The following is a 12,075-nucleotide window of genomic DNA, read 5'->3' on the forward strand; positions in this document are numbered from 1 at the left end:
ATGGAACAGATAATACAATTGAATAGTCAAGCAAAACTCTCCGAGCACTTGGCTTCGCCGAGTGAGGCTGCGCTCGGCCATTCGAACAAGCTCGATGGCTCTCACTTATCGCCTAACTTTACGCTCGGGGAGTTCACCAGGAGTGCAAGTCATCCTGAAGTTTATAACATCCCGAGCCATGAGGCGATTGAGAACCTGAAGCGATTGTGCGGGTGGCTGGAGGAGTTGAGAAAGAGGGGAGGGGAACCGATCCGGATCAACTCGGGGTATCGCAGCCCACAATTAAATAAAGCAATTCATGGGAATGCGAATAGCAATCACATGACGGGCTGCGCGTGTGATATAAGAGTGAGTGGCATGGAACAGGCGCTGAGATATGCAGTGATCTTGCTGGATTATGCTGATGAAAGCAAGCAGGAGTTTGACGAACTGCTGATAGAGCGTCGCTCGGCTTCGCCGCTTGGCTCGTCCAAGAATCGCTACGGTGCCATCTGGCTGCACTTTGCGGTGCGTCCTTCTAATAACAGAAGGAAAATAAGCTTTATAAATGCGTGAAATAATGTTTAATCCTTGCCTGCAAAGAATAAAATTCTTATCTTTGCAGGCAATTAGATAACCACAAACATGATGCTACTGGAAAAGAGATATTCGGATTGCGACGTAAAGTGGCGCTCGACAAACTGAACTCGGTGTTTGCATCGTATCGCTGTGTGAAATACTAAAAAATAATAAACATATGAAACTGATAAGTTGGAACGTGAATGGCCTGAGGGCCTGTGAGGGTAAGGGATTTAGTGAGGTGTTTCGCGAGTTGGATGCCGACTTCTTCTGTCTGCAGGAGACAAAGATGCAGGCGGGGCGCTCCCTGCAGTGTTTTCAGGTATTATTTTTTTAAAAAGATACGAAAATAATTGGAGTTTTGTTTGTCTTTTAATTATAATTTATCCCTTGATGGTGGATTATAAAAAAACAAAAAGGCTCGTTTCACAACGAACCTTTTGAACAATTACTTAAAAAACTAAATTAATCAACCATAAACCTTAACCATTAAAATCTTTTGTCGGTGCAAAGATAATACTTTATTTTGATAATTATGTTCAATAATAGATTTTTGTTGTTTAAAATGCGTTATTTTACCGATATTTGATGTTTATTAAATATTATTTAACGATTCTAGATTGCAATAATGTGCCATTTCTACAAAATTTTTGTGCCATTTTAGCAAAAAGTTCAATAACGCTTTTTTATTTCGAATAATTTCTGTATTTTTGCAGAATCAATAATAACTTTTTAAATTTAACGATTATGGCAGACGAAAAAGACCAAAAGCCCTATGAGCTTAATGAAGAGCAACTTGACAATGTCGCTGGTGGTAAATGTGGTATATTATTTATTACTAGAAGATTTGATTAAAGAAATTAGTCGTAGCCTACAAATATATAATTAGTCAACTTAATATTTTTTAATTATGATTGAAGAAAAAAACAAAAAACAACAGATTGAGAGGGAAGAACTTACTGAAGAACAGTTGGGGCACGTAAGTGGAGGCAAAATTAGAAGAGATACTTTTTAATTATCGCCATGTTTTCCTTAATTTATTTATAATCCTCGCTCATGGCGGGGATTATTCATAAATATAGCTGATGTAGCGCTTTATTGTGTGCGATAATATGGGTGTTTTCGATAATTAGTAAGCGAAAACGAAAAAAAAGTAGCATTTTATTTGGTAGTTTCGCAAAAATACTATACTTTTGCAGCCGAAATCAATAAAATAGAAAGAATATGTCAATGTTGAATGCTTGGTTTTACGGCTTTTATTTTTACTTTGCAGAGAACTGTGAAGCGGGAAGTTGCGTATAGAATTCAACTTATGACAATAGGAAGATAAAACAACAAGGTCCCGCTTCACAACAAAGTGATAGCGGGACTTGTTTTTAAAGTGAGAAAATAAGAAAGTGAGAATATGAAGAGAATTGCAATACAAGGATTGATAGGGTCGTTCCACGATATCGCGGCTCACCTTTATTTCGAGGGAGAACAGATACAGCTGATTTGCTGTTCAACCTTCGAAGAGGTGTTCAAGCAAATCAAACAAGACCCTACAGCCATCGGTATGTTGGCTATAGAGAATACCATCGCAGGTAGTCTGCTGCATAACTACGAGCTACTGCGCGATAGCGGTACCAGTGTGGTAGGCGAGCATAAGCTGCACATCACCCATTGCATCTGTTGTCTGCCTGAAGATGACTGGGATACCATTACCGAGGTACACTCACATCCAGTGGCGCTGATGCAGTGTCGTAACTTTCTGGCTCAACATCCGCAACTGAAGAATGTGGAGGCAGAGGATACTGCCGGATCAGCTAAGATGATAGCCGAAGGACATAAACACGGATGGGCTGCCATCTGCCACGCCGAGGCAGCACGCCTGTATGGACTGAAGGTGCTGGAGGATCACATTGAGGACAACAAGCACAACTTTACCCGATTCTTGGTTGTGAGCAATCCAAACAAGGCAGATATGCTGCGCCCACTGACTGAAGCCAACAAGAGTAGCATTGTTTTCTCGCTGCCTCACGAGGAGGGATCGTTGAGTCATGTACTGGCTATTCTCTCGTTCTACAAAATTAACCTAACTAAGATTCAAAGTCTACCTATCATCGGCAAAGAGTGGGAGTATCTGTTCTACGTGGATGTGATGTACGATGACTTGACGAGATACCGACAGAGTATTGATGCCATCATACCGCTGACAAAAGATTTGAAAATTCTGGGAGAGTATAAGGACGGAAGACAGACCAATTGAGATTAAACATTAAAAGATTAAAGATTAAAAATGATACAACCTGCAGATAGATTGAATTTAGTACAAGAGTACTACTTCAGTAAGAAACTGAAAGAGGTGGCACAGATGAACGCCGAGGGTAAGGACATTATCAGTCTGGCCATTGGCAGCCCCGATATGCCGCCATCGCCCGAGACCATCAATAAACTGTGTGAAGTGGCTAAACGCTCCGATACTCACGGCTATCAGTTGACCATGGGTATCCCCGAGTTGCGCGATGCTATGGCTGGATTCTACAAGCGCTGGTATGGGGTTGACGTAGACGGAAAATCGGAGGTGTTGCCCTTGATTGGCTCGAAAGAGGGTATACTGCATATTACGCTAGCCTTTGTGAATCCTGGTGAAGAGGTATTGGTGCCTAATCCCGGCTACCCCACATACACATCGCTTAGCAAGATTCTGGGTGCAAAGATTGTGAACTACAATCTGCGCGAGGACAACGGATGGCAGCCTGATTTCGACGAGTTGGAGAAGATGGATCTATCGAAGGTTAAGCTGATGTGGACCAACTATCCTAACATGCCGACAGGCGGGCGTGCACAGCGTGCTACCTATGAGCGACTGGTGAAGTTTGCCAAGGACCACAACATTGTGGTGGTGAATGATAATCCATATAGCTTGATTCTGAGCGAGGAGCATCTGTCAATCATGCAGGTTCCTGGTGCTAAGGACTGCTGTATAGAATTAAACTCGATGTCGAAGAGTCATAACATGCCAGGTTGGCGTGTAGGTATGTGCGTGGCCAACGCTGAGTTTATCAAGTGGATACTCAAGGTGCAGTCGAACATTGAGAGTGGAACCTTCCGCGGCATCCAGTTGGCAGCTGCCGAGGCATACAACAACACCGACGATTGGCATCGCGAGTACAATATTAATACGTACGCACGTCGCCGCCAGTGGGCCGAGAAGATTATGGACCTGTTGGGATGCACCTACGACAAGACTCAGGTGGGCATGTTCCTTTGGGGAAAAATACCTGCTGATATTGAGAACGTAGAAGATCTGACGGAGAAGATTCTGCACGAGGCTCGTGTGTTTATCACCCCAGGTTTTATCTTCGGCAGCAATGGCCAGCGTTACATCCGTATTTCGCTCTGTGCCAAGGAAGAGAAAATACAACAAGCGCTTGAGAGAATTGAAAAATTGAACATTGAACATTGAAAATTGATTATAAATATGGAATTAGAATTAGCCCCATTGAATTTACCAAGTGACAATGAACGTCCCTTTGTGATTGCAGGCCCTTGCTCTGCTGAGACTGAGGAACAAGTGATGACTACTGCCAAGCAGTTAGCTATGAAAGGCTGCCACAACTTCCGCGCCGGTGTATGGAAACCCCGCACCAAGCCAGGTGGTTTTGAGGGTCATGGCGAGCCCGCTCTGGTATGGCTGGAGCAGGTGAAGAAGGAAACCAAGATGCTGGTTTCAACCGAGGTAGCTACACCTGAACATGTCGAGCTGAGTTTGAAGCACGGCGTGGATATCCTGTGGATTGGCGCACGTACATCGGCTAACCCATTTGCCATGCAGGCTATTGCCGACTCGCTGCAGGGTGTTGACATACCCGTATTCGTTAAGAATCCTGTAAACCCCGACCTGGAACTGTGGATTGGTGCGCTGGAGCGTCTGAATCAGGCTGGTATCAAGCGTCTGGGAGCCATCCATCGTGGATTCTCAAGCTACGAGCAGAAGATATACCGTAATGCACCTATGTGGCAGATTCCTATTGAGTTGCGTCGCCGCATCCCAGAGTTGCCAATCATTAGCGACCCAAGTCATATCGGAGGCCGCCGCGAGTTGGTAGCACCACTGTGTCAACAAGCTATGGACCTTGGTTTCGATGGACTGATTGTTGAGAGTCATTGTGACCCAGACAAGGCATGGAGCGATGCTAAGCAGCAGGTTACACCTGATGTGTTGGATTACATCCTGAGTCTGTTGGTAATCCGCGACGAGAAGACTACTACCGAGGGTATTACACAGCTGCGTAAGCAGATTGACGAACTCGACAACCAGCTGATGGATCTGTTGGCAAAGCGCATGCGTGTTTGTCGTGAGATTGGTCAGTACAAGAAGGAACACAACATGACAGTGCTGCAGGCTAACCGCTACAACGAGATTCTGAACAAACGTGGTGCACAGGGGTCACTCTGCGGTATGGACCCAGAGTTCGTGGCTCACGTGTTTGAGAATATACACGAAGAGAGTGTTCGCCAGCAGATTGAGATTATTAATAAATAATGAGTTATTGGGAGTTAACGGGAGTTATCGGAAGTTATCGGACAATACTTTTCAACATACATTTGTCCATTAACTCCACAGGTGAAGCCTGTTAACTCCTGATAACTACAGTTAACTACAATATTTGAATACAATGAAAATATTGATTATGGGTGCAGGAAAGATGGGATCATTCTTTATCGACCTGCTGAGTTTTGACCACGAGGTGGCGGTGTTCGAGAGAGACCCCAAACGCATGAGGTTTACCTACAACTGCCAGCGTTTTACCTCGTTCGATGAGATTAAAGAATTCAAGCCGGAACTGCTGATTAACGCAGTGACGCTGAAATATACCATCCCTGTGTTTGAAGAGGTGATACCTTACCTGCCCAAGGAGTGTATCATTAGTGATATTGCCAGCGTGAAAACCGATCTGAAGGACTTCTACGAGAAGACTGGCATGCGTTATGTGTCTACTCACCCGATGTTCGGACCTACCTTCGCTAATCTGCAGCAGCTCTCTGAGGAGAATGCCATCATTATCAGCGAGGGCGACTACATGGGCCGCATCTTCTTTAAAGATTTGTACAGCAAGCTGGGACTGAATATCTATGAGTACACTTTCGAGGAGCATGATAAGACGGTGGCTTACTCTCTGTCAATTCCTTTTGTGTCTACATTTGTTTTTGCTGCTGTCATGAAGCATCAGGATGCACCAGGTACCACATTCAAGCGCCATATGCGTATTGCCAAAGGCGTGCTGAATGAGGATGATTATCTGTTGCAGGAAATTCTGTTCAACCCATATACTGGCGACCAGGTGGCACAGATACGTACGGAGTTGAAAGAACTGCTGGAGATTATAGACAAAAAAGATGCCGCGGGCATGAAGAGCTATCTGACAAAGATACGCAACAACGTGAAACGCGACATCGAGATTAAAAGATAATTGTCAATTATCAACTATCAATTGTCAATTAGAATCTCCAGCGACTTGGGAGTTGGCGCTCGGGCCACAGATGCTTGGCATACTGATAGTGGTAGAGCTCATAGAGATGAGTGAACCGGGTTAGTCGCTCCACAAAATAAGGGTAATTCTTTTCTTCAGGCATTGTCCATAGCACCTCGGCAAGAGCCGACATGCGGGGCAATGCCTGATATTCTACCATACCCTCTGTAAACAGATACTCGGTCCAGATGTTGGCCTGTCCGCCCAGAATATGCTTGCGGGCCGCTGCAGGAATACTATCGGGAGCTGGCTCAAGACTATAAACCTTCTCAACGGGAATAAATCCACCGCAGCGTGAAGGCTCGTGTTCAGGTTCTTCCGACTGCTGATAATCAAAGTATACATGCGATGTGGGCGACATCACCACATCGTGGCCCTGCTTAGCTGCTTTAGCTCCTGGCTGCATGCCCTGCCACGACATAATCATGGCATCGGCTGGTGCGCCGTCGAGAATCTCGTCCCAACCTAGTACACGACGATGGTGAGCTGTGATGAAGTCGAATACTTTCTTGGTGAAGTAGCTCTGTTTCTGTGGCAGCAGGCTACATTTGGGACAGGCATCCCACTTATCGGTAGGAGCCTCGTCGCCACCAATATGTATCACTTCGGATGGGAAAATATCCATAATCTCTGTGAGCACGCCTTCAACGAAATCGTAAACCTTGGGATTAGCTACACATAGCACGTCGGTATAAACGCCCCAATAATGTCCCACCTCGTATGGGCCGCCTGTGCATCCCAGCTCAGGATAGCAGGCCAGAGCAGCTAGCATGTGGCCTGGCATATCAATCTCAGGAACTACGGTAATGTGGCGCTCGGCTGCATATTTCACAATATCGCGAGCCTCCTGCTGGGTGTAGAATCCGCCGTGAGGTATGCCATCGTCCAGGTCGGCATTGGTACCGAGAACAGTACCTGAACGTTGCGAACCGATGGTAGTGAGTTCGGGATACTTCTTGATTTCAATTCGCCACCCCTGATCATCTGTCAGATGCCAGTGGAAGGTATTCATGTTGTGCAGCGCCAGCAGGTCGATGTACTTCTTGACGAAATCTACCGAGAAGAAATGGCGTGAGCAGTCGAGATGCATACCTCGCCATGAGAATCGAGGATAGTCGGCAATCTCGGCAGGCGAGAGAATCTTGCTGTCGGAGAGTGCTTTGCGAAGCGTCTGAATACCATAGAACACACCTGCAGCATCATCGCCGGTAATGGTTACACCTTTCTGTTTAACACTCATATGGTAGCCCTCTTTATTGACGCAAACGGCGGCCTGTTTTAACTCGATGTATCGCTGGTTCTTGATGCGCTTCCGGGTGATGGGCAACTGGATGGCAGTAACATCGCGGATGTATTGCTGTAGGAACTCCGCCTCACGCTGCAAACTGGCTGGTGTCAGAATCTGTACTTTACTATCAAGGATAAACGGTGTGCCGTCCATTCGTGAAAGCGATTGGGGTAGGGGCACTACTTCATAGTCGGCAGGCTCTACTGCCGAAGTGAAAAGCGAACAGGTAAAAGTGAATAGTGCCACCAGCACCATCACCTTAGGTTTACGGCTTAAAGTTTTCATAATTATCAACTATCAATTGTTAACTAAAACTTGTATTCCACAAATGCTTCCATTGCCTCGTAGCAAGCCAGACCGAGATTATCATATCGCTTGGCAGTCTCGCGGTTTCTGTCCTCAGCTCGCTGCCAGAACAGGCGTTCGTCGTTGCCCAGGAATGGTGCACTCTCCATCTGACTCTGATGGCGCAAAATGGCGTTTCGCTTCTCGCGCAGTTCCTCAGGACTCATTGGTACGCACATCTCAATGTTGGCTACATCCCACTCAGCCCAAGCACCTCTGTACATCCATACTCGGCAGTTCTTCAGCCATTCGGCACCAGCTTTCTTCTCCTCGTCGATAGCAGCCAGCACGGCATCGGTACATTTACGGTGAGTGCCGTGAGGATCGGCTAGATCGGCAGCTACATAAATCTGGTGTGGCTGAATCTCGCTGATGAGTTTCTGAATGGGGATGACATCGTTCTCGGTCATTGGTAACTTCTCAATTTTTCCGCTCTCGTAGAATGGTAGGTCGAGAAAGTGGATATGCTTACTGTCGATGCCGCTGTATTCGCAGGCCAGACGAGCTTCGCCACGACGTATCAATCCCTTCAGTCGCAGAATCTGCTCAGTATCAAGGTCGCCTTCTTTTTTATTTTTGATAAATGCCTTTACCACCTGGTAGCTGTGCTTAATCACCTCGTCGCTGCCATTGGCAAAGATGGTGTTGAAACCATTGATGAAGTGCATGAATCGACGAACCTCCTCATCACCTACGGCAATATTGCCCGATGTTTCGTAAGCCACATGTACATCGTGGTGCTGCTGCATCAGTCGGCGAATGGTGCCACCCATAGAAATTACGTCGTCGTCTGGGTGAGGCGAGAATACAATCACTCTTTTGGGATATGGTTTGGCGCGTTCCGGACGTGTTGAATCATCTACATTCGGCTTTCCACCAGGCCATCCGGTGATGGTGTGCTGAAGTTCATTGAATACCTCGATATTTACCAAACCTGCCTGTCCGTCAAACTGCTCTACAAGATGCCCCAGGCCGTTTTCTACATAATCTTTGGTAGAAAGCTTGAGCAATGGTTTCTGTACTTTTTCACAGAGTTCGATTACTTGGCGCCTCAACTCGTGGTTGGGCATTTGGATGTTGTTAGTCAGATTTAAATTCATAATGTTATATTTTGTAGTAAAGTATTATTTTTTCGGCGAAGATATACATTTTATGTGAAATAAAAGCAAGATTTGCGAAGATTAACAATAATATTGTGTAATTTTGCACCCGATGAAACAACCTGCTATACAGAAACCAGAGGGGTTGAAGGATGTGCTGTTGCACGCCTGTTGTGCCCCGTGTTCGAGTGCTATCGTTGAATGGATGATGGCAAATGGTGTTCGACCTGTGATTTATTATTTTAATCCAAATATTTGGCCTAGAGAGGAATACGAAATCAGAAAGCAAGAGAGTAAGCGTCATGCTGAGAGCTTGGGGCTAACTTGGGTTGATGGTGACTATGATCACGAAGAGTGGTTGCATGGCGTATGCGGTTTGGAAAACGAGCCAGAGCGAGGTCGTCGCTGCGAACGTTGTTTTACACTACGTCTGATAGCTGCCGCTAAGAAGGCTCAAGAGTTAGGTATTCCATATTTCACTACTACGTTGGCGTCATCGCGCTGGAAGAATCTTGACCAGATCAACCGTGCTGGCGAAATAGCTCAGGAATCTGTAAAGGCAGAAAGTAATCTCTCACCTCTATTTTGGGCTCAGAATTGGCGCAAAGGTGGATTATATGAACGCCGCAATCAACTACTGAAAGAGTACAAATTCTATAATCAACAGTATTGCGGATGCGAGTTTAGCACACGAGATAAGTCAACAGAAATAAAGGAAAAATGAAAAAACGACGAGTAAAGTTTGGGAGTATCATTTTTATTTTGTAACTTTGCGCCCTAAAAAAGTAAGGTAATATGTTTGAGAATTTAAGTGATAGACTAGAACGCTCGTTTAAGATACTGAAAGGTGAGGGAAAAATCACCGAGATTAACGTAGCAGAAACACTGAAAGACGTGCGTCGTGCGTTGCTTGATGCCGACGTAAACTATAAGGTAGCCAAGACATTTACAGACACAGTTAAGCAGAAGGCTTTGGGTATGAACGTACTCACAGCTGTTAAGCCTAGTCAACTGATGGTGAAGATTGTTCACGATGAGCTGGCTGAGTTGATGGGTGGTAAGGCTGCTGAGCTGAAAGTTGAGGGACGTGCCGGTGCTCCTGCCATCATCCTAATGAGTGGTCTGCAGGGTTCTGGTAAAACCACCTTCAGTGGTAAGCTGGCTAAGATGCTGAAGGAGCGCAACCACAAGAAGCCACTTCTGGTAGCTTGCGACGTTTATCGTCCTGCTGCTATCGAGCAGTTGAAGGTAGTAGGAGAAAGTGTTGGTGTTCCCGTATACTCTGAGCCCGAAAACAAGAATGTAGTTGAGATTGCTAACCACGCCCTGCAGGAGGCAAAGTCTAAAGCTAACGACGTGGTAATTATCGATACTGCCGGTCGACTGGCTGTCGACGAGGAGATGATGAACGAGATTGAGACGCTGAAGAAAGCCATCAATCCTAACGAGACCTTATTCGTAGTTGACTCGATGACTGGTCAGGATGCCGTTAATACTGCTAAGGAGTTTAACGATCGTCTCGACTTCGACGGCGTAGTGCTTACCAAGTTGGATGGTGACACCCGCGGTGGTGCTGCACTTTCTATCCGTACCGTTGTCACCAAACCTATCAAGTTTGTTGGTACGGGCGAGAAGATGGAAGCAATCGACGTATTCTATCCTGAGCGTATGGCCGACCGAATCCTCGGTATGGGTGATATCGTGAGCTTGGTAGAACGTGCCCAGCAGCAGTTCGACGAAGAAGAAGCTAAGAAACTGGAGAAGAAGATTCGTAAGAACAAGTTCGACTTCGATGACTTCATGGGTCAGATACAGCAGATTAAGAAGATGGGTAACATCAAGGATCTGGCTGGCATGATTCCTGGTGTTGGTAAGCAGATTAAAGATTTGGATATCGATGATAACGCATTTAAGGGTATCGAGGCTATCATCAACTCGATGACTCCAAAAGAGCGCGCCAATCCTGATATCATCAACCAGAGCCGCCGCCTGCGTATTGCCAAGGGTTCTGGTACAAAGCTCGAAGAAGTGAACCGCTTGATGAAGCAATTCGACCAGACCCGCAAGATGATGAAGATGGTTACCGGTATGAACTCATCGAAGATGGCGCAGATGGCAGCAGCCATGAAGATGCGCGGCGGAATGCCGAAGTTCTAAGAACTTAGACAATAAGACTAAATATATGCAACTGATTGACGGAAAAGCAACAGCAGCGGCTATTAAAGCCGAGATTGCTGAAGAGGTAAAAGAGATTGTTGCCGCAGGAGGCAAACAACCCCATCTGGCAGCCGTATTAGTAGGCCATGATGGGGGGTCGGAGACTTATGTAAAGAATAAAGTGCTGGCCTGCGAGGCTTGCGGCTTTAAGAGTACACTAATCCGCTTTGAGGACGACATCACCGAAGAGGAGCTGCTGGCGTGTGTAGACAAACTGAACATGGATGACGATGTTGATGGATTCATCGTTCAGTTGCCTTTGCCAAAGCACATCGACGAGCAGAAAATCATCGAGGCTATCGACTATCGTAAGGATGTAGATGGATTCCATCCCATCAACGTTGGTCGTATGGCTATCGGTTTGCCTTGTTTCATTTCGGCTACTCCACTCGGCATTATCACACTTTTGAAGCGCTATGGCATTGAGACCAGCGGTAAGAAGTGTGTGATACTGGGTCGCTCAAACATTGTTGGCAAGCCAATGGCTCAGCTCATGATGCAGAAGCAGTATGGCGATGCCACAGTAACCGTATGCCACTCTCGTTCTAAGACTCTGAAAGAGGAGTGCCGCGCTGCTGATATCATTATCGCAGCTATCGGTCAGCCAGATTTCGTTACTGCCGATATGGTGAAGGATGGCGCCGTAATTGTTGATGTTGGTACCACTCGAGTTCCTGATGCTACTCGCAAGAGTGGTTTCCGCCTGAACGGCGACGTAAAGTTCGACGAGGTTGCTCCTAAATGTTCATATATCACCCCGGTTCCTGGTGGAGTAGGACCTATGACTATCTGCTCGCTTATGAAGAATACGCTGGCAGCTGGTAAGAAGGAGTATTATAAATAAGGAGGGAAGGAGTTGAGGAGTCATGACAGCGCAGGAGTATTACAATCAGGGGAATGAGGCGCGAAAGCGCGGCCAGTGGCACGAAGCCATCAATGCCTATATCAAGGCTATCGAACTCGACCCTGAGAGTCCTGCCGTTGAAGCTAAGAAGATGCTCGACGACATCATGGCTTTCTATTGTAAAGATATGTATAATCCATAACAAAT

Annotated in this window: 10 protein-coding genes and 2 pseudogenes; 10 read left to right on the forward strand and 2 right to left on the reverse strand. The window is 46.1% G+C overall.

Translation table 11 applies throughout. The features are described from left to right. The 6 genes and pseudogenes from BUB86_RS15050 to BUB86_RS15070 form a co-directional block, all read left to right on the forward strand. The coding region (locus tag BUB86_RS15050; RefSeq protein ID WP_081373283.1) for a YcbK family protein at positions 1-555 on the forward strand (555 nt) is incomplete at its 5' end. Between the two features lie 181 nt (positions 556-736). Continuing rightward, positions 737-862, forward strand: a pseudogene (locus tag BUB86_RS17305) (endonuclease/exonuclease/phosphatase family protein); the annotation flags it as partial. 1,101 nt (positions 863-1,963) lie between these two features. Beyond that, the gene (locus BUB86_RS15055) at positions 1,964-2,806 is read left to right on the forward strand and encodes a prephenate dehydratase (protein WP_073211010.1); all 843 of its coding nucleotides are present in this window, start codon (positions 1,964-1,966) and stop codon (positions 2,804-2,806) included. Positions 2,807-2,836: 30 nt separating this feature from the next. Then, on the forward strand, positions 2,837-4,006 hold the full coding sequence (locus BUB86_RS15060; RefSeq protein WP_073211011.1) for a pyridoxal phosphate-dependent aminotransferase: 1,170 nt from the start codon (positions 2,837-2,839) through the stop codon (positions 4,004-4,006). 15 nt (positions 4,007-4,021) lie between these two features. Further along, positions 4,022-5,086: a bifunctional 3-deoxy-7-phosphoheptulonate synthase/chorismate mutase type II gene (locus tag BUB86_RS15065; protein ID WP_073211012.1), complete on the forward strand. Its 1,065-nt coding sequence runs from the start codon at positions 4,022-4,024 to the stop codon at positions 5,084-5,086. Between the two features lie 133 nt (positions 5,087-5,219). After that, entirely contained in the window at positions 5,220-6,014 is a 795-nt protein-coding gene (locus BUB86_RS15070) for a prephenate dehydrogenase (protein ID WP_073211014.1), read from the forward strand. Positions 6,015-6,042: 28 nt separating this feature from the next. On the opposite strand, the gene BUB86_RS15075 is transcribed toward BUB86_RS15070, so the two are convergent. After that, positions 6,043-7,647, reverse strand: coding sequence for a beta-N-acetylhexosaminidase (locus BUB86_RS15075; RefSeq protein WP_139261662.1), 1,605 nt, complete (start codon positions 7,645-7,647; stop codon positions 6,043-6,045). A 23-nt stretch (positions 7,648-7,670) separates the two neighbouring features. Beyond that, positions 7,671-8,795 (reverse strand): annotated as a pseudogene (locus BUB86_RS15080) (PIG-L family deacetylase); the annotation flags it as partial. A 124-nt stretch (positions 8,796-8,919) separates the two neighbouring features. Between BUB86_RS15080 and BUB86_RS15085 the strand changes: the two are divergent. The 4 genes from BUB86_RS15085 (at position 8,920) to BUB86_RS15100 (ending at position 12,070) form a co-directional block, all read left to right on the forward strand. After that, positions 8,920-9,531: an epoxyqueuosine reductase QueH gene (locus tag BUB86_RS15085; protein WP_073211017.1), complete on the forward strand. Its 612-nt coding sequence runs from the start codon at positions 8,920-8,922 to the stop codon at positions 9,529-9,531. Positions 9,532-9,602: 71 nt separating this feature from the next. Next, positions 9,603-10,964, forward strand: coding sequence for a signal recognition particle protein (gene ffh, locus BUB86_RS15090; protein ID WP_073211019.1), 1,362 nt, complete (start codon positions 9,603-9,605; stop codon positions 10,962-10,964). A 25-nt stretch (positions 10,965-10,989) separates the two neighbouring features. Then, a complete protein-coding gene (gene folD, locus BUB86_RS15095) occupies positions 10,990-11,868 on the forward strand; it encodes a bifunctional methylenetetrahydrofolate dehydrogenase/methenyltetrahydrofolate cyclohydrolase FolD (protein WP_073211021.1) in 879 nt (292 codons plus the stop codon). A gap of 22 nt (positions 11,869-11,890) precedes the next feature. Then, positions 11,891-12,070, forward strand: a complete 180-nt coding sequence (locus BUB86_RS15100; RefSeq protein ID WP_073211023.1) for a tetratricopeptide repeat protein — start codon at positions 11,891-11,893, stop codon at positions 12,068-12,070. Positions 12,071-12,075 lie beyond the last annotated feature (5 nt).

The sequence above is a fragment of the Xylanibacter ruminicola genome (assembly GCF_900142525.1).
GTDB classification, from domain to species: Bacteria; Bacteroidota; Bacteroidia; order Bacteroidales; family Bacteroidaceae; genus Prevotella; species Prevotella ruminicola_A.